The following is a 17,685-nucleotide window of genomic DNA, read 5'->3' on the forward strand; positions in this document are numbered from 1 at the left end:
CAGCGCCGATGGTACTGCATGGGAGACTGTGTGGGAGAGTAGGACGCCGCCGGACTCATATTAGGAAAGGCCCCGCCGTTACCGGCGGGGCCTTTCTTGTTTTAGGACAAGTGTGCTCGGTGGCAGGTATGCCGGTGTCTCCAGGTGAGCAGGCTGCCAGTCGGCCTTGCCGCCGCCAACATTTCCGACGGAATCGCTCAATGGGATGGGCGCGCAGACCTCACCGTCCTTTGGGGCCGCGTGTGCCGGGGGCGGAGGTGTCGGGGCAGGGGCTGGTTCTGGTGCAGTCGGCGCGGTCGCCCGGCAGGAGGCCGGTGAGTAGGTAGCGGTTGGCGAGGCCGTCGATGCAGGGGTTGTCCTCGAAGAAGGTCACGGAGCGTGCGGCCATCTGCGGTGATCCGACGACGATCGGTGGCATGCCCTGCGCCATCCAGGTCACGCCGGAGAGTGACTCATTGGGCCCGCCCGTGTTGACCACCAGGGTGCCCAGCCGGTGGGCTCGGTCGGTGGCCTTGCGCCGGGTAACCGCCACCGTGGTCGTAGGGCCGTCGGGCCTGCCGTAGTCCACCGGGACGGTGACCTGCGCGCACTGCGCCCCGGCCGCGTCCAGTGCCTTGCCGACCTCGTCAGCCGCGTCCAGTTGGCAGCCGCGCCAGGTGATCGACTGGTCGTGGAAGCGTGCCGGCGCCCCCGCGGAAGAGGCGGTGCGGGCAGGGAGCTTCCGGTCGGCCGCGGCCGCCCGGGCCTGCACCCCACCCGCGGCCAGCACCAGTCCCGCAGCGACCACGGACGCTGTCGTTCGTGTGAGTGGCGAGAGCCCCGAGCGGCCCGCTCCGCGACGCCTGTCCCCGGCCTCGATCATTGTCATGCGCGCAAAGCCAGGAGCGCGGCATCTCACCGGACGTCACTCCTGCGCGCGATATGCGGCCTGGTCACCTCGATGCGGGCGCAGCTCCGCCGACGCCCCGCAGAGCGATCATTTCGCACTTGGAACGCCTCATACCGCCATGCACGGCACCCGCTCACGACGGTTCCGGAACCTGTGCCCGGAGATCGTCGGTCTGCTCGCGCATCCGGACCCTCCGACCGGGAACGCGACGCGGCGTCCGGCGGACGCGGGGTGGTATCTCGCAGGGTCGCCACGCGTGAGGGCCGGCAGGACCGTTGCGGCCGTTCGTCGCGAAGCCGCAACCGCTGGTCGTGTCCGGTGCGCGGGCATCCGCCGACCGGGCTAGTTTTCTGGACGTCGACCAACCGGCCCGGGGCGACGCGGCCCAGGTGAGGGGATCGGGACCGGCGTCCGGTGCCCGGTCGGTCGGCCGCCTCCGTGGGCACGTCTCGTGCCCGGCGCCATCCGTCCGGCGCCATGTGTTCCCAGCACCGGCTAGGGCGCGCCCACGGAGGACGAGAACACCCCCGACCAGAGGGGCCCGGCCTCCGGGCGTCCGCGCCGCCGTGCACGGTGGATCATCGATACGTCCTGCGGCCCTGCCGGTTCATGACCGGACCCGCAGGTGGGTGGTGAGGAACTCGATCTGGTCGGCGACGAGCCGTTCGACCAGCGGCGGATGGTAGACGGTGAAGTGGTCGGCGTCGTAGTGCCTGAGCACGCCGCGCGGCGCCGTGGCGGCGACCTTCTCCGCGATCGCGGTGTCGACCAGGTTCTCCCGGTCGCTCTGGCACACCAGCAGCGGGCACCGCACGCGGGCGGCTCGGGCTGCGGCGTTGTAGAACAGCATCCCCAGCCCGGAGGCGGCGGTGACGCGGTTGTCGAACTCGTAGCCCGGCGGGCACACCGACCGCCAGCCCTCCAGGGCGCCCGGCTGGTTGACGAAGGCCGGCTCGCCGGGGCGGCCCACCAGCGGAACGTACCGCCGCGACCGCCCCAGCGAGGCCCGCACCAGGTCGGAGGTGATCGGGACGGTGAGCCGGGCCAGGTGCCGCAGGCCGGCCCGCAGGGCGACGGCGCGTCCGCTCAGCACCGGGCACTGCACCACCGCCGCCGACAACGTCGGATGCCGGGCGGCCGCGGCCACCACATGGCTGGCGCCGAACGAGGTCCCCCACAGCGCGATGTGCCCGGCGTCCAGCTCGGGCCGCGAGCGGGCGAACTCCAGCGCCGCGTCGATGTCCTCGGCGTACCGGCGCGCGCTGACCAGCTGGCGCGGCTCGCCGCCCGACTCGCCCAGGTGGCGGAGGTCGAAGGCGAGCACGGCCAGGCCCGCCTGGGAGAACCACTTCTCGTACTGGCCGAGCATCATCTCGTGCGTCGCCCCGCCGCCGTGCACCAGGACGACGACCGGATGCGGTCCGGGACGCTCGGGAACGGTGAGCCAGGCGGCGCACCGGTCGCCGCCGGAGGTGAAGGAGGTGCGTGTCGTCATGATCTCCCCATCAAGTACCTTGTACGTGAACGAGGCGAGTTAAACACGTACCTTGTACGTAATCAAGTGGAGGGACCCGTGCCGGCACCGCGCAAGTTCACCCATCAGCAGTTGCGGGCCGCGGCTCTGGAGCTGATCGACCAGGAGGGCCTGACGGGGCTGACCATGCGCGCCCTGGCCACCAGGCTCGGCACCGGCCCCATGACCATCTACAACTACGTCGACGGCCGGGAAGGGCTCGAACGCCTCGTCACCAGCGCGGTCATGGCCCAGGCCCACTGGCCCGACGACCCCTCGGGCGACTGGCGGACGCGGGTGGAGGCGATCGCCGAGGCCATCTGGCGCGCCGTGCGCGCGCACCCCAACGCCATCCCCCTCATCCTCACCGCACGCAGCCTCGACGAGGACGCGCTCGTCCCCACCGAAGCCCTGGTGCAGGCCCTCGCCGACAGCGGAAGGTCCGGAGCCGACCTGCTGGCCGCCTTCCGCGTGGTCTCCGGATTCATCGCCGGGTTCGCCCAGGCCGAGCTCACCGGCCTTCCTGTTTCCGTGGCCGGACAGGACGCCGGGACCATCACCGCGCGGATGGCCGACCTTCCGGCGCGGCGGTTCCCCAGGCTGATCGAGATGGCCCACGCGGCCACCGGCGATCCCCGATCCGAGTTCCGCTCCGGTCTGAAGATCCTCCTCGCCGGGCTCGACGCCTCAGTCCCGTGACCCTGTGGCCGCCCCTATACTTGCCGAGACTTGATGCTCGGTAATGTTTGACGCTGACCCCAATCAGTCTCGTCCCCAGTTCACTTCCGAGGGGGTTGCCGTGTCCGGCCTGCGCGTGCAGCCGTTGACCGAGCTGGTCGGCGTACGCGCCGTCGGGGAGGTGAACGTGCTCACTCGTGACATCTGGGAGTCCACCCTGTCGGAGCTGCCCCCCATCGGTACCAGCACCGACGCCGCCGTGGTGCATCTGGAGCTGTCACAGCTGGTGAGCGTGGACGCCGGTGGCGCCGCGGCGGTCGCCGCCGTCGCCCATCGCCTGGCCCCCACCGGCCGAGTGGTCCTGCACAGCCCGCCCCCGGCCCTGCGGCGCATCCTGCAGGTCATGTGGCCCGACACCCCGGGGATCGAGGTGCTCGCGCCGTGACCGTCCCGACCTCTCACGCCTCCCGTCCCGCCGACCCGTTCTGGCATCCCGCGCTGTTCTACCGCGGCCCGGAGCAGTACCTGGCGGGTACCGTGCCGTTCGTCGTCGACGGCGTGCGGGCCGGGGAACCGGTCGCGGTGGCGGTTCCCACCTGGCGGCTGGAGCCCCTGAGCCGGGCCCTGCGCGAGGAGCTGGGCGCGGCGGCCGACGCGGTGACGCTGCTGGACATGACGCGGGCCGGCCGCAACCCCGGCCGCATCATCCCCGGCGTGCTGCGCGCCTTCGCCGACCGCCACCCCCAGGCCCGCGTCCGCATCATCGGCGAGCCGATCTGGCCGGGCCGCTCGGCCAGCGAGTATCCCGCCTGCGCCCAGCACGAGGCGCTGATCAACCACGCCTTCACCGGTCGCGACGTGGCGATCCTGTGCCCCTACGACCTCGACGGGCTGGACGAGCGGGTGGTGGCCGACGCCGCCGCCACCCACCCGGTGCTGATCGACGCCGACGGCGAGACCCCCAGCGACCGCTACGCGCCCGACGCGATCGTGGCCGCCTACAACCAGCCGCTGCCCGACCCCGCCCCCGGGCAGGCCACGACGCTGCCGTTCGACGTGGACGCCCTGGAGCGGGCCCGCGCGCTGGCCATCGAACACGCCAGCACCGCCGGGCTGGACCCCGAACGCGTGCTGGACGTGGAGCTGGCCATCAGTGAACTGATCTCCAACTCGGTCATCCACGGCGGCGGCACGGGCACCCTGCGGATGTGGATCGAACCCACCCACCTGATCCTGGACGTCTCCGACCAGGGCCATCTCACCGACCCGCTGGTGGGACGCCGCCCCGTGCCGCCCGACACCGCCGGCGGCCGCGGCGTGCTGCTGGTCAACCAACTGGCCGACCTGGTCCGTATCCACACCACCCCGCAGGCCACCACCGTCCGCGTCTACTTCACCCGCTAGCCCCGGCTTCCCCGCCGCCCGGCCGGGATGCCGGCCCTGTTCGTTCAAGCCCGGCGCCGCTTCGGCCAGGATGCGCGGCAACGACCGTCCCGGCTTCTACGGCCGCATCATGCCCGCCGCCCCACCGATCGCCTGCGACTGGCCGTGGACTGGTGCACGCTGATGTTCCTGCTCGACGACGCCCAATGCGATGAGGGACCGGCCGGCACCGGCCTCCACCCGTTCACCGCCCTGGCCGCCGGCGTCCTGCGAACCCTGGAAGCCCCCACCGCGGGCACTGGAACGGACCGTCGAGCTGTGGCAACCGACTCACCCCGCGATTCCTTCAACCGCGCGGGCAGGTCCTTCCCGGCGCCAGCCGACCGCTGTGCCGCTACACCGACCCTGACGGCCGCCACCCCGGCGCCGTCGCCACCAGCGTCACCTTCACCCAGACCGCGCCACTCTCCGGGTCCTCGCTCCACTCCAGCGACCTTGCGGGGGACCGGAGACGGTCGTTCAGTTGTCGAGGAGGTGCCAGGCGGTGAGGGCGAGTTTGGCCCGTGTCAGGCCGGCGGGCCGGGTGAGGTCGATGTCGAGGGTCTTGCTGATGTGGTCGAGCCGGCGGGCGACGCTGCTGTGGTGCAGGTGGAGGAGGCCGGCGGCGCGGCGCAGGGAGCCGGTGGCGCAGTAGGCCTCCAGCGTGTCCAGGTCCTGGGGGACGGTGGCCAGGTGGGCGACGGCGATGACGTCGGGGTTGGCGCGCAGGGTGTGCGGCGGCAGGTCGGCCAGCAGGGCCAGGGAGCCCAGGTCATGGTGGTGCAGGACGGGCTGGCGCGCGGTGGTGAAGCGCAGGGCGGTGCGGGCGTCGCTCCAGGAGCGGTCGGGGCGGGGGGTGGAGGCGATGCCGGCGCGCACGCCGGGAGGGAAGCCGGCGGGGTCCAGGGTGGTGGCCAGGATGACGCCCACCTCGGCCAGCGGGGCGGCCTTGACCGGACGGGACGGGCAGATCAGCGTGCCGAGCCGGTCCAGGGGGAGCCGGGTGTGGACGGCGGCGACGTGGACGGGCAGGTCGGCGGCGAAGCCCAGCAGGCGGAGGGCACGGGCGCGGGCGGCCTCGTCGCTGTCGGCGCTGATCACCAGTTCGACCAGGGCGGGGTCGGCCATGGTGGTGCGGGCCGGGCCGTAGCGTTCGACGCTGGCGGCGGTGGCGATGGCCAGCCGGTCCAGCAGGACCTCGTCCAGGGGGTTGGGCGGGCCGCAGCGTTCCAGCCAGACCGTGCCGATCCGCTCGTCGTCCAGGGTGATGGGGGCGGTGCTGGAGGCGGGGGCCTGCGGGGTGGGGGCGGAGGCGCCGTCGGGGGCCATGCGGATGGTCCGCCCGGTGCCGTGCAGCCCGATCCCGGCCACGCACTCGGCCAGGCCCGCCGTGGCCCGGGCCAGCGCCGGCAGGTCCACCCGCCGGCGCATCAACGTGTCATAGAACGCCACGACGCGGATCGCGCCCTGGACGTGCGAGTCCAGCTGTGACAGCCGTTCGGCCAGGGCCTCCATGGCATCAGCATAGAGGCCGCCCGGCGCGCCGATCGGCGCGTCATCGGGGCGGGATGCCCGACGAATGGCGGATGATCGCCGGGGACGGGACCTGGAGGATGGGGGCATGGATCCCGAGCTGGAAGCCTTCATCCCGTTTCTCCCGCAGGTCGATCTGAACGATCCGCTCACCGCGCGCAAGCACCTCGCCGAGCTGGCCGCCGCGCGGCCGACGCCGGACGTCGCGGGCCTGGAGGTCGAGGACCGCGTGGTGCCCGCCGATCCGGAGGTGCCGGTGCGGATCTACCGCCCGCACCAGGCCCAGGGCGCCCTCGTCTGGATGCACGGCGGCGGGTTCGTGATGGGAGACCTGGACACCGAGCACCTGTGGGCCGCCCGGCTCGCCGACGGCTCCGGCGCGGTGGTGGTCTCGGTGGGCTACCGCCGGGCTCCCGAACACCCCTTTCCGGCGGCCCTGGACGACGCCTACGCCGTGCTGGCCTGGACGGTCGAGCACGCGGCCGAACTCGGCGTCGACCCGGAACGGATCGCGGTCGGCGGGCACAGCGCCGGTGGGAACCTCGCGGCCGCGATGGCGTTGCGGGCCCGCGACGAGCAGGGGCCGCCGATCCGCTTCCAGCTGCTCAACCAGCCTGGGCTCGACGACCGGCAGCAGACGTGGTCGGCGCGGAACTTCACCGACACGCCATGGATGAACCACGACACGATCGCCGCCATGTGGCGGCACTACCTGGGCTCACAGACCGCCACGCCGTACGCCGCCCCGACACGGGCCACCGACCTGTCCGGCCTGCCACCGGCCTACGTCGCCACCGCCGAGTTCGACCCGAACCGCGACGAGGACATCGACTACGCGGTCCGTCTGTTGCAGGCGGGCGTGCCGGTGGAGCTGCACCAGTGGGCCGGTACCTTCCACGGCTCGCAGGCGATCCTGTCCGCCGAGGTGTCCCAGCGGCAGATCGCCGAACTCTCCGCCGTCCTGCGCCGCGCCCTGGCCGGGTGAGACCGCCGTCCACGGCCGGAGAACCCGAACGCCGCCCTCATCCACCCTCGGCTCGGCCGGACGCCCGGTCGTGACGGATTCGACGAAGACGAGAAGACGATGAACGCCACCGCCCCCGCCCAGGCGAGACAGAAGTCCCCACCGCCGTCGGACGCCGACCCCGAGGCGGGACAGAGCATGGCGCGGCTGCTGCGCCCCTATGGATGGGGCTTCGCGGCCGTGGTGGTGTCGCAGGTCGTCGGGGCCGTCGCGGGGCTGGCGCCGCTGCTGGCGGTGGTGGAGCTGGGCCGCGCGCTGCTGGCGCCCGGCCCGGTCGACCACGGCCATGTCCGGGCCGTCGTGGTCGTGGGCGCGGCCGGGCTGCTGGTCCGGCTGCTGTTCACGGCCGCCTCCTCCGGGATCGGGCATCTGCTGGACGGCAGGGTGCAGCTGGCGCTGCGCCGGCAACTGGCGGCGCGGCTGGGGCGGGTGCCGATCGGCTGGCTGTCGCGGCGCCGGACCGGCGAGCTGGCCAAGGTGGTGGGGGAGGACGTCAGCGCGGTGCACCCGTTCATCGCCCACGCCCCCGGCGAGCTGGTGGCGGCGTTCGTGGTGCCGCTGGTGTCGCTGGTCTACCTGCTGACCGTCGACTGGCGGCTGACGCTGATCACGCTGGTCCCGGTGGTGCTGGCGGTCCTGCTGGTCCCGCTGCTGATGCTGCCGGCCCGGCTGCGCGAGCAGCGGCGGTTCGACGCGGCCATGGCCCAGATCGCCAGTGCCGCGGTGGAGTTCGTGCAGGGCATCGCGGTGGTCAAGGCGTTCGGCGGCGCCGAGCGCGCCCACCGCCGCTTCCGTACCGCCACCGAGGAGTTCGTCGGCGTCTTCGCCCGGTGGGCGCGCGGCATGGCGCCGATCGCCGCCGGGATGCAGCTGGCGCTGTCGCCGCCGTTCGTGCTGCTGGTGGTGCTGCTCGGCGGCACCGTCCTGATCACCGACGGCTCCCTGGCCCCCTCGGACCTGCTGCCGTTCGTCCTGCTCGGACTGGGCCTGACCGCGCCGGTGGCGGCGCTGGGCCACGGGTTCGACGACCTCCAGGCCGCCCGGCGCGCCCTCGACCGGATCCGCGAGGTGCTGGCGGTGCCACCGCTGCCCGAACCCGAGCACCCGGCCACGCCCCGGGGACACCGGGTGGAGCTGCGCGGGGTCAGGTTCGGCTACCGGGACGACCACGAGGTGCTGCGCGGGATCGACCTGGTTCTGGAGCCGGGAACGGTCACCGCGATCGTCGGCCCGTCCGGGAGCGGGAAGTCCACGCTGGTGCAGCTGCTGCCCCGCTTCTTCGACCCGACCGAGGGATCGATCACCGTGGGCGGGGTGGACGTGCGCGAGCTGGGCAGCCGCCAGCTGTACCAGCGGGTGTCGTTCGTGTTCCAGCAGGTGCGGCTGCTGAACGCCTCGGTCGCCGACAACATCGCGCTGGCGGTGCCGCACGCCGGCCGCGAGGACGTGGAGCGCGCCGCCCGGCTGGCCCACATCCACCACCGCATCCTGGAGCTGCCGCGCGGCTACGAGACGGTGCTGGGGGAGGAGACCCGGCTGTCGGGGGGCGAGGCGCAGCGGATCGCGCTGGCCCGCGCGCTGCTGGCCGACACCCCGGTGCTGGTGCTGGACGAGGCGACCGCCTTCGCCGACCCGCACACCCAGCAGGCGGTGCGCCACGCCCTGGCCACCCTGCGGGGCGAACGGACCCTGGTGGTCATCGCGCACCGGCTGGAGACCATCGCCGACGCCGACACCGTGGTGATGCTGGACGGCGGCGCGGTCGTCGAGCACGGCGCCCCCGCCGACCTGCTGGCCCGCGACGGACGGTTCGCCGCGTTCTGGCGCTCCCAGCGAACCGCGATCCCCACCGAGGTGACCCGATGATCGGCACGCTGCTACGGGTGCTGGGCGACCGGTACGCCCGCCCGGTGCGCGCCACCGTGGCGCTGATGACCGCCGCCGCGATCGCCGAGGGCCTGTCCTACGCCCTGCTGGTCCCGGTGCTGCGCGCGCTGCTGGGCGACGCGCCCGCGGACGCCTGGCCGTGGATGGGGGCGCTGGGGGCCGCGGTGGCGGCCTACGCGGCGCTGCGCTACGCCAGCGACCTGGCCGGGTTCCGGGTGGGGACCACGCTGCTGCGCGGCATGTACCACCGCCTGGGCGACCACCTGGCCCGGCTCCCTCTGGGCTGGTACCACACCGACCGCCTGGGGCAGGTGTCGGTGCTGGCCGGCCGCGGCCTGCTCCAGGCGATGAGCATCATCGCCCACCTGCTGGCCCCGTTCATCTCCGCCCTGGTCACCCCGGCGACGATCGTGGTGGTGATGCTGGCCTTCGACTGGCGACTGGGACTGGCCGCGCTGGCCGCCGCGCCGGTCGTGGCGGCCACCCAGCGGTGGACGGCCCGCGCGACGGCCGCCACCGACACCGAACGCCACGCCCGCGACCAGCAGGCGACCGGCCGCGTCATCGAGTTCCTCCAGGCCCAGCCGGTGCTGCGCGCCGGCGGCCGCACCCGCGAGCGCTTCGGGATGCTCGACGAGGCGCTGCGGGAGGTCCAGCAGGCGTCGCGCCGCCAGACGCTGGCGACCCTGCCCGGCGCGGTGGGCCTGACGCTCGTGGTGCAGGCGGCGTTCACCGTGCTGCTGGCCCTGGCCGCCTACCTGGCGCTCGGCGGCGCTATCGGCGCGGCCGAGGTGCTGACGATCCTGGTGCTGGCCGCGCGCTGCGCCGACCCGCTGCTGTCGCTGTCGGACCTCGGCGGCAAGCTCCGCGCCGCCCGCGCCGAGCTGGACCGGCTCGACCAGGTGCTGCGCACCGAGCCGCTGCCCGAGCCCGCCGACCCCGTCCAGCCCGCCCACCAGGGCCTGGAGCTGGAGTCGGTCACCTTCCGGCACGGCGACCGCACCGTGTTCGACGACCTGTCGCTGACGATCCCCGAGGGGCAGCGGCTGGCGGTCGTCGGACCGTCGGGGGCGGGCAAGAGCACCCTGCTGCAACTGCTGGCCCGCTTCCACGACGTGGACGCCGGCGCGGTGCGTGTGGGCGGGGTGGATGTGCGCGAGACCAGCACCCGGGGGTTGATGGACCGGATCGCCATCGTCTTCCAGGACGTGTACCTGTTCGACGGCACCATCGAGGAGAACGTGCGGCTGGGCCGCCCGGACGCCACCGACGCCGAGCTGCGGGCGGCCGCGACCGCCGCACGGCTGGACGAGGTGGTCCAGCGCCTGCCCCAGGGGTGGGCGACCGGCGTCGGCGAGGGCGGCGCGCTGCTGTCGGGCGGGGAACGCCAGCGTGTCTCGATCGCCCGGGCGCTGTTGAAGGACGCCCCGATCGTGCTGCTGGACGAGGTGACCTCCGCGCTGGACCCGGTCAACGAGGCCGCCGTCCACCAGGGCGTCCAGCACCTGATGGCCGGGCGCACGGTGGTGATGGTGGCGCACCGGCTGCGCACCGTCCAGCGCGCCGACCGCATCGTCTTCCTCGACGACGGCCACATCGTCGAGGACGGCACCCATGACGAGCTGCTGCGCCGGGGCGGCCGCTACGCCGGCTTCTGGGACATCGTCACCGCGCCGACGGCCGACCGGTGAGCCGGGGCACCGGCCGGGCCGGCTCAGGGGGCGATCGGCAGCCGCCGCTTGTGCTCGGTGAGCCGGTAGCGGCGGACGATGGCCTCGAAGGCGGCCTCGCCGACCGGCTCGCCCTCCAGGAAGCCGTCGATCTCCTCGTAGGTGACGCCGAGCGCCTCCTCGTCGGGCTTACCCGGGCTCAGCGTCTCCAGGTCGGCGGTCGGGACCTTGCCGACCAGCTCGGGCGGCGCGCCCAGCGCCTGCGCCACGGCCCGCACGCGCCGCTTGGTCAGGCCGGTCAGCGGGACCACGTCGGCCGCGCCGTCGCCGAACTTGGTGAAGAAGCCCGAGACCGCCTCGGCGGCGTGGTCGGTGCCCACGACCAGGCCCTCGTGCGCGCCCGCCACCGCGTACTGGGCGATCATGCGCTGCCGGGCCTTGATGTTGCCGTGCACGAAGTCCTGGTGGTGCTCGTCGCGGAAGACCGTGTCGCCGGCCAGCAGCGCCGCCAGCGCGGCGTCGCTGGCGGGCTTCACGTCGACGGTCAGGACCCGGTCGGGGCGGATGAACTCCAGCGCCAGCCGCGCGTCCTTCTCGTCGGCCTGGACGCCGTAGGGCAGCCGCATCGCGAAGAACGTCGCCTCGTGCCCCTCGGCGCGGACCCGTTCGACCGCGAGCTGGCACAGCCGCCCGGCGGTCGTGGAGTCCACACCGCCGCTGATGCCCAGCACCAGCGAGCGCAGGCCCGTGGAGGTCAGCTGGCCGGCGAGGAAGGACACCCGGCGCTCGATCTCCCGCCGCGCGTCGAAGGACGCGCTCACCTGGAGATCCCGGGCGATCTCCTGCTGCATGGACGCCGGGTCGGTCACGGTTGCTCCTCGTTCGGTCCGGTGTGCGGGAACGCCAGCACTCTAGGGGAGGGCCGTTGGGTCCTGACCAGGGGAGGTGACCCGACGACCGCTCACCACGTCATCTCGAACCACACTGTTGCCCGCAAAGCCGCGCGTTAAGCCTTCACGGCCGTGACGTAGCGGACGAGCGGGCGCAGATCGCCCTCCTGCTCGACGGTGAAACCGGCGTCGGCCAGGAGTTCCGGTCGCGGTGAGGCGACGTCCGCTCCTTCGTCGCCTCCCATGGCGCCCCGTCGCGCCGCCTCAGGTCGCGTTCAGCACGGCGTACACGGTCTTGCCCCCGGAGGCCAGGAGCCGGTAGCCCCAGCGGCGCGCCAGGCGTTCGACCGTCGCCAGGCCTCGGCCCGACACGCCGTCGAGGGTGAGGGGATGGACGGCCGGCGCGGCGGTGCTGGTGTCGCGGACCTCGACGACCGGGCCGGCGTCGGCGAGGTACAGGTGGAGGGAGATCACCTCGCCGGGACGGGAGCCGTGCCGGTGGGCGTTGGTGGTCAGTTCCGTCACCACCAGGGCCGCCAGGAAGACCGTGTCCTCGGGGAAGCCCCGCGCCGCGAACCAGCCGCGGGTGAAGTCCCGTGCGGCCCCGATCGCCTCGGGGGTCGACGCGAGCAGCAGCGTGGCCGGGGCGCCGCGCGGGACGGGCGGCGGCGGGCAGGTGCGCGCTGTGGACATGGCCGGTGCCTTCGAGAGAGGCGAAGTTTCTCTGACCATTGAGGCATCATGTCGGTACCGTGTGTAACAAAGCGCAGCGTGCGGGGGTGTAATTCGGTGGGTGCGGCCCCTCTTGGTTGGGGGCGACTTGGGTCGTACTTTGGTGGGAGGAGAGGGCGAGATCATGGCTCCTAAGCGCAACAAGGCCACCGTGTCCCCCAGCCTGCTCGCCTTCGGCAAGCGGTTCCGCAGTTACCGCGAGGCGAAGCACTGGACCCAGGAGGCGTGCGCCGCGCGCGCCAACAACGGCGCCGGCGTCAAGTACCAGTACATCGGCGCCATCGAGAACGGCCGCACCCGCTGCACCCTCGAGTTCGTCGAGATCATGGACCGCGAGCTGGAGGCGCGGGGGGAGCTGGTGGCGCTCTGGCACGACCTGGTGAAGGAGGCCGCCTACCCGACCTGGTTCGACTGGCCCGAGGTCGAGAGCCAGGCCGCCGAGCTGACCACCTGGGAGCACACCATCATCCCGGGTCTGCTCCAGACGCCGAACTACGCGCGCGCCTTCCTCGGCTCCGACGAGGCGCTGGAGGCGCGGCTGGCGCGCCAGCGCATCCTCACCCGACCGGAGAACCCGGTCGCCCTCGTCGCGCTCATCAGCGAGACCGCGCTGCGCAACCTGGTCACCTCCAGGGAGGTGATGCGGGAGCAGCTGGAGTACCTGGTCGAGGTGAGCGCGCTTCCCAACGTCACCGTTCAGATCGTCGTGAACGACGGCCGCCCGGCGGGGACGGGCGGCGCGTTCGTGGTCGCGACCATGGAGGACCGGAGCGAGGTGGCGTACCTGGAGACGGTCGTGCGGGGGATCACGTCGGACGACCCCCAGGACCTCTCGGGGATCGCCCGGTCACTGCGGTCGCTGAGAGGCAGGGCACTGCCCGTTGACATGTCGCGAGACGCCGTAAGAAAGGTGATCGAGGAACTATGGACCTGAGCAGCGCCACGTGGCGGAAGGGTGCCCGCAGTGGCGAGAACGGCGGCAACTGCGTGGAGGTCGCCGCCGTGCCCGGTGTCGTCGCCATCCGCGACAGCAAGGACCCCGAGGGGCCCAAGGTGTTCGTCGAGTTCGGCATCTTCCGCCGGCTCGCCGACGCCATCAAGAACAACTGAATCCGAAAACAGAACAGCGGAAAGAAGGACGTCTCCGCCCCGCGACGCGGGACGGAGACGTCCTTTCCGTCGTTCAGGCCGGGCCGGTCCGCTCCAGGATCTCCAGGTAGTGGACGTTGCGCATGACGCCGAGGACGTTGCCGAACGGGTCGACCACCGAGGCGGTGACGAAGCCCTCGCCGTGCTCGGTGACCGGCATGTGCTCCTTGGCCCCGAGCGACAGCAGCCGGGCCACCGCCGCCTCCAGGTCGTCGACGTGCCAGTGCGTGACCGCGCCGCCGGGCGCCGTCCGGGTGGGGGCGTAGCGGTTGTCGATGATGCCGAGCTCGTGCTCGTAGTCCCCGACGCGGAACTCCAGGTAGGCCGTGGTGCCGTCGGGGTTGGAACGCCGGAAGTACGCCTGGGCGCCCAGGAACTGGGCGTACCAGCGGCCCGCCTCCTCCACGTCGTCGGCCCAGATGTTGATGGTGGCCATTCCTCGCAGCATGTGCTGTTCCCTTCGTTCCGGCTGATGGGCACCACGTTAGGCGGCCTTGCGGAACGTACGTTTCCTCAAGGGATGGCAGGCTTGGACCATGTTGGAGACATCGGTTCGGCTGCTGCGCCTGCTGTCGTTGCTTCAGTCCCGGCCGGTCTGGTCGGGCGGCGAGCTGGCCGCGCGGCTCGGCGTGACCACCCGGACGGTCCGCAACGACATCGAGCGGCTGCGGATCATGGGGTACGAGATCGGCTCGACGACGGGGACGGCGGGCGGGTACCGGCTGGGCGCGGGCGCGGCGCTGCCGCCGCTGCTGCTGGACGACGAGGAGGCCGTCGCGGTCGCGGTCGGGCTGCACGCGGCGGCGGGCGGCACCGTCACCGGGATCGAGGAGACCTCGCTGCGGGCGCTGACCAAGCTGCGGCGGATGCTGCCGTCGCGGCTGCGGCACCGCGTCGACACGCTGGGCGCGGCCACCGTCGCGGTGGGCGGGCGCGGGCCCACCGTGGACGCCGAGACCCTCACCGCCATCGCCGGGACGGTCCGGGACCGGGTGCGGCTGCGCTTCGACTACGTCGGCCACGAGGGGGGCGCGAGCGTGCGCGACGTCGAGCCGCACCGCCTCGTCTACACCGGATACCGCTGGTACCTACTGGCCTGGGATCCGGACCGGGGCGACTGGCGGACCTTCCGCGCCGACCGGATCCGCCCGCGCGTCCCGAACGGGCCGCGGTTCACGCCCCGGGAGATGCCCGACGAGGACGCCGTCGCCCGCGTCATCCGCGGCACGAGCTCCAGCGCCTGGCGGTACCCGGCGAGGGTGCGGCTGCACGCCTCCGCCGAGACGATCGCGGGCATGCTCCCGCCGGCCGCCGGGCTGCTGCACGCCGACGGCGCGGACGGGTGCGTGCTGGAGACCGGCTCCGACACGCTGCACAACCTCGCCGGGTTCCTGGGCGGTCTCGGCGTCGGCTTCACCGTGCTGGACCCGCCGGAGCTGCGCGGGTACCTGGTCGAGCTCGCCGACCGCTACCGGGCCGCCGCCCGCCTCACGTCCGCCGGAACGTCTCCACCGGACGGCCCGGCCGCCACGGGCGGATGACCGTCTCGTTCCCCTCGACGCCGGTCGGCACCGCCTCCCGCGGGTCGAGGCGGAACGCGGGGAAGCCGCCGGGAGGCTCGCCCCCGGTGGTGTGGCGCCGCCCCTCCTCCGGATCGGTGACCTCCACGGCGATCCCGGCGACCTTGGCGTCGCCGTCCTTGGCCGGGTGCGCGTGGATCGCGCGGCGGCCGTCCCGTCGCAGGCCGCGCGCCTTGACGGCGTTCAGCGTGGAGCCGAACGACAGGTCCGGCCCCTGGAAGCCGACCTCGGTGCCGCTCACCCGGGGCTCCGGCATTCCTCGCCGAGCGCCAGGTCCAGCGTCACGGCCCACTGCCGCAGCAGCCGGGAGCGCCGCGCCGAGTCGTCGGTGAGCAGGTCCGCCAGGCCGAGGCCGCGCATCAGGTCCAGCGTCGCCTGGACGGTCTCGCGCACCCCCGGCACCGACTCGTCCGCCCCCAGGGCCTCCACGGTGAGCCGGTGCGCCTCCCGGCCGACCCGCGTCTCCAGCGGCACCGCCTGGGCGCGCAACGCCTCGTCCGAGCTGGCCGCCACCCACAGTTGCAGCGCCGCGCGGAACAGCGGGCTGGTGTACATCTCGCCGAGCAGCTCCAGGACCTCCAGCGTGGACAGGCGGCGGTCGGCGAGCGCGCGCAGGCGTTCGCGCATCTGCGTCATGCGCACGTCGGCGCCGTACTCGACGGCGGCGGTGACGAGCTCCTCGCGGGTGCGGAAGTGGTGCTGGGCCGCGCCGCGCGACACGCCGGCGCGCTCGGCGACGACGGCGACGGTCGTCCCGGCCCAGCCCGCCGACGCCAGGCAGTCGACGGCCGCCTCCAGCAGCCGCCGCCGCGTGGCGCGGCTGCGGTCCTGGCGCGGTTCGCGGGGGAGGGCCCGGGGGGCCGTCGCATCGGTGGTCATCGCGTCCTCGGTTCGGGTGGCGTCCCAGTCAACCAGACCGCGTCCCCAAGAAAAAATCAAGCACGATTGATTTTTTCGAGGCGGGCTGCCATGGTTCAGCCATGAGCCCACCGCTGCGGATCGGCAACGCCTCCGGCTTCTACGGCGACCGCCTCACCGCCGTCCGGGAGATGCTGGAGGGCGGCCCGCTGGACGTCCTCACCGGCGACTACCTCGCCGAGCTCACCATGCTGATCCTCGGACGCGGGAGGCTGAAGGACCCCGGCGGCGGGTACGCGACCACGTTCCTGCGGCAGATGGAGGACACCCTCGGGCTGGCCGCCGAACGCGGCGTGAAGATCGTGACCAACGCGGGCGGGCTCAACCCGCGCGGCCTGGCCGACCGCCTCCGGGAGCTCGCCGGCCGCCTCGGCGTCGCGGTGCGGGTCGCCCACGTCGAGGGCGACGACCTGCTGCCGCGCGCCGAGGAGCTCGGCCTGGCCGACCCCCGGTACGGGCGGCCGCTCACCGCCAACGCCTACCTGGGCGCCTGGGGCATCGCCGAGTGCCTGCGCGCCGGGGCCGACATCGTCGTGACCGGGCGCGTCACCGACGCCTCGCTGGTGGTCGGCCCGGCCGCCGCGCACTTCGGCTGGGCCCGCGACGACTGGGACGCCCTGGCCGGGGCCACGGTCGCCGGGCACGTGCTGGAGTGCGGCGCGCAGGCCACCGGCGGCAACTACGCCTTCTTCCGGGAGATCGACCGGGCGAGGCCCCTGGGCTTCCCGCTCGCCGAGATCCACCCCGACGGCTCCAGCGTCGTCACCAAGCACGAGGGCACCGGCGGCGCCGTCACCGTCGAGACCGTCACCGCGCAACTGCTGTACGAGATCGGACCGCCCCACTACGCGGGACCGGACGTGACGGCCCGGTTCGACACGGTCCGGCTCCGCCCGGACGGGCCCGACCGCGTCGCGATCGGCGGGGTGCGCGGGACGCCCCCGCCGCCCACCACCAAGGTCTGCCTCAACCACCTGGGCGGGCACCGCAACGAGATGACGTTCGTGCTGACCGGGCTGGACGTCGAGGCCAAGGCCGCGTTCGCCCGGGAGCAGGTGGAGGCGGCGTTCGGCGACCGGCGGCCCGCGCGGGTGGAGTGGACCCTGGTCGGCGCCGCCGCGCCCGATCCCGCCACCCAGGGCGCGGCGACCGCGCTGCTGCGGTGCGCGGTGCTGGACCCCGACGCCGACCGGGTCGGGCGGGCGTTCAGCGGGGCGGTCGTGGAGCTGGCGCTCGCCGGGTACCCGGGGTTCACGATGACGTCGCCACCGGGGAAGGGAAGCCCGTACGGGGTCTACACGCCCGCGTTCGTGCCGAACGGGGAGATCGAGCACGTCGCGGTCCTGCCCGGCGGCGAGCAGGTGGTCATCCCGCCCGTCCCGGTCACCGCGCCACTGCCCGAACCGGAGAACGCCCCGGTCCCGGCCCCGCCGCCCGGGCCCACCGTCCGCGCCCCGCTCGGCCGCGTCGCCGGAGCCCGCAGCGGCGACAAGGGCGGCGACGCCAACATCGGCGTGTGGGCCCGCACCGACGCCCAGTGGAGCTGGCTGGAGGCGTTCCTGACCGCCGACCGCCTCACCGGGCTGCTCCCCGAGACCCGCGGGCACCGGGTCACCCGCCACGTCCTGCCCGACCTCCGCGCCGTCAACTTCGTCGTCGAAGGGCTGCTGCAGGAGGGAGTGTCCGCCTCGACCCGCTTCGACCCGCAGGGCAAGGCCCTCGGGGAGTGGCTGCGGTCCCGCCTCGTCGACATCCCGGAGGCCGTCCTTTGACCCTCAAGAGCACGCTCGACCCCACCGC

18 protein-coding genes are annotated in these 17,685 nt (G+C 73.5%); 10 read left to right on the forward strand and 8 right to left on the reverse strand.

Annotated elements, in window-relative coordinates:
• Nucleotides 1-220: 220 nt before the first annotated feature.
• On the reverse strand, nucleotides 221-787 hold the full coding sequence (locus HNR61_RS19745; RefSeq protein WP_182844669.1) for a hypothetical protein: 567 nt from the start codon (nucleotides 785-787) through the stop codon (nucleotides 221-223).
• A gap of 709 nt (nucleotides 788-1,496) precedes the next feature.
• Complete coding sequence (locus tag HNR61_RS19750) at nucleotides 1,497-2,384, reverse strand: alpha/beta hydrolase (RefSeq protein ID WP_182844670.1); 888 nt, start codon at nucleotides 2,382-2,384, stop codon at nucleotides 1,497-1,499.
• 78 nt (nucleotides 2,385-2,462) lie between these two features.
• Between HNR61_RS19750 and HNR61_RS19755 the strand changes: the two genes are divergently transcribed.
• The 3 genes from HNR61_RS19755 to HNR61_RS19765 all read left to right on the forward strand — a co-directional run bounded on the left by HNR61_RS19755 (nucleotide 2,463) and on the right by HNR61_RS19765 (nucleotide 4,484).
• Nucleotides 2,463-3,101 (forward strand): TetR/AcrR family transcriptional regulator, encoded by a 639-nt coding sequence (locus tag HNR61_RS19755; RefSeq protein WP_182844671.1) that lies wholly within the window; start codon nucleotides 2,463-2,465, stop codon nucleotides 3,099-3,101.
• 100 nt (nucleotides 3,102-3,201) lie between these two features.
• The gene (locus tag HNR61_RS19760; protein WP_220509577.1) at nucleotides 3,202-3,525 is read left to right on the forward strand and encodes an STAS domain-containing protein; all 324 of its coding nucleotides are present in this window, start codon (nucleotides 3,202-3,204) and stop codon (nucleotides 3,523-3,525) included.
• A complete protein-coding gene (locus HNR61_RS19765; RefSeq protein ID WP_312897989.1) occupies nucleotides 3,522-4,484 on the forward strand; it encodes an anti-sigma factor RsbA family regulatory protein in 963 nt (320 codons plus the stop codon). Before HNR61_RS19760 ends, HNR61_RS19765 begins: the two co-directional genes overlap by 4 nt.
• A gap of 498 nt (nucleotides 4,485-4,982) precedes the next feature.
• On the opposite strand, the gene HNR61_RS19770 is transcribed toward HNR61_RS19765, so the two are convergent.
• Nucleotides 4,983-6,017, reverse strand: a complete 1,035-nt coding sequence (locus HNR61_RS19770) for a helix-turn-helix domain-containing protein (RefSeq protein WP_182844674.1) — start codon at nucleotides 6,015-6,017, stop codon at nucleotides 4,983-4,985.
• Between the two features lie 106 nt (nucleotides 6,018-6,123).
• Between HNR61_RS19770 and HNR61_RS19775 the strand changes: the two genes are divergently transcribed.
• From HNR61_RS19775 to HNR61_RS19785, 3 genes are all read left to right on the forward strand, one after another.
• Nucleotides 6,124-7,020 carry an alpha/beta hydrolase gene (locus HNR61_RS19775; protein ID WP_182844675.1) on the forward strand — a complete coding sequence of 299 codons (897 nt, stop codon included), beginning with the start codon at nucleotides 6,124-6,126 and terminating at the stop codon, nucleotides 7,018-7,020.
• 99 nt (nucleotides 7,021-7,119) lie between these two features.
• Nucleotides 7,120-8,925, forward strand: a complete 1,806-nt coding sequence (locus tag HNR61_RS19780; RefSeq protein WP_182844676.1) for an ABC transporter ATP-binding protein — start codon at nucleotides 7,120-7,122, stop codon at nucleotides 8,923-8,925.
• Entirely contained in the window at nucleotides 8,922-10,637 is a 1,716-nt protein-coding gene (locus HNR61_RS19785; RefSeq protein WP_182844677.1) for an ABC transporter ATP-binding protein, read from the forward strand. The genes HNR61_RS19780 and HNR61_RS19785 overlap by 4 nt, the downstream gene beginning before the upstream one ends.
• Before the next feature lie 23 nt (nucleotides 10,638-10,660).
• Here the strand turns inward: HNR61_RS19785 and nadE are convergent, their stop codons facing one another.
• Together nadE and HNR61_RS19795 are read right to left on the reverse strand one after the other, a co-directional pair.
• The gene (nadE, locus tag HNR61_RS19790) at nucleotides 10,661-11,467 is read right to left on the reverse strand and encodes an NAD(+) synthase (RefSeq protein ID WP_182845171.1); all 807 of its coding nucleotides are present in this window, start codon (nucleotides 11,465-11,467) and stop codon (nucleotides 10,661-10,663) included.
• A 303-nt stretch (nucleotides 11,468-11,770) separates the two neighbouring features.
• The gene (locus HNR61_RS19795; protein ID WP_182844678.1) at nucleotides 11,771-12,199 is read right to left on the reverse strand and encodes an ATP-binding protein; all 429 of its coding nucleotides are present in this window, start codon (nucleotides 12,197-12,199) and stop codon (nucleotides 11,771-11,773) included.
• A 163-nt stretch (nucleotides 12,200-12,362) separates the two neighbouring features.
• Here HNR61_RS19795 and HNR61_RS19800 point away from each other — a divergent pair, with 163 nt between their 5' ends.
• Both HNR61_RS19800 and HNR61_RS19805 read left to right on the forward strand, forming a co-directional pair.
• Nucleotides 12,363-13,172, forward strand: coding sequence for a helix-turn-helix domain-containing protein (locus HNR61_RS19800; protein WP_067815852.1), 810 nt, complete (start codon nucleotides 12,363-12,365; stop codon nucleotides 13,170-13,172).
• Nucleotides 13,163-13,348, forward strand: coding sequence for a DUF397 domain-containing protein (locus HNR61_RS19805; RefSeq protein ID WP_067815854.1), 186 nt, complete (start codon nucleotides 13,163-13,165; stop codon nucleotides 13,346-13,348). The genes HNR61_RS19800 and HNR61_RS19805 overlap by 10 nt, the downstream gene beginning before the upstream one ends.
• 73 nt (nucleotides 13,349-13,421) lie before the next feature.
• On the opposite strand, the gene HNR61_RS19810 is transcribed toward HNR61_RS19805, so the two are convergent.
• Nucleotides 13,422-13,835 carry a VOC family protein gene (locus HNR61_RS19810; RefSeq protein WP_182844679.1) on the reverse strand — a complete coding sequence of 138 codons (414 nt, stop codon included), beginning with the start codon at nucleotides 13,833-13,835 and terminating at the stop codon, nucleotides 13,422-13,424.
• A gap of 88 nt (nucleotides 13,836-13,923) precedes the next feature.
• On the opposite strand from HNR61_RS19810, the gene HNR61_RS19815 reads away from it, so the two are divergent.
• Nucleotides 13,924-14,928, forward strand: coding sequence for a helix-turn-helix transcriptional regulator (locus tag HNR61_RS19815; protein ID WP_182844680.1), 1,005 nt, complete (start codon nucleotides 13,924-13,926; stop codon nucleotides 14,926-14,928).
• Here the strand turns inward: HNR61_RS19815 and HNR61_RS19820 are convergent.
• Nucleotides 14,876-15,208, reverse strand: a complete 333-nt coding sequence (locus tag HNR61_RS19820) for a pyridoxamine 5'-phosphate oxidase family protein (RefSeq protein WP_182844681.1) — start codon at nucleotides 15,206-15,208, stop codon at nucleotides 14,876-14,878. The two genes, HNR61_RS19815 and HNR61_RS19820, sit on opposite strands and share 53 nt — an antisense overlap.
• The gene (locus HNR61_RS19825) at nucleotides 15,205-15,846 is read right to left on the reverse strand and encodes a TetR/AcrR family transcriptional regulator (protein ID WP_182844682.1); all 642 of its coding nucleotides are present in this window, start codon (nucleotides 15,844-15,846) and stop codon (nucleotides 15,205-15,207) included. Before HNR61_RS19825 ends, HNR61_RS19820 begins: the two co-directional genes overlap by 4 nt.
• A 101-nt stretch (nucleotides 15,847-15,947) precedes the next feature.
• On the opposite strand from HNR61_RS19825, the gene HNR61_RS19830 reads away from it, so the two are divergent.
• Entirely contained in the window at nucleotides 15,948-17,657 is a 1,710-nt protein-coding gene (locus HNR61_RS19830; RefSeq protein WP_182844683.1) for an acyclic terpene utilization AtuA family protein, read from the forward strand.
• Nucleotides 17,658-17,685: the final 28 nt, after the last annotated feature.

Origin of the sequence: Actinomadura kijaniata, assembly GCF_014138665.1 — a bacterium.
Taxonomy (GTDB): domain Bacteria; phylum Actinomycetota; class Actinomycetes; order Streptosporangiales; family Streptosporangiaceae; genus Spirillospora; species Spirillospora kijaniata.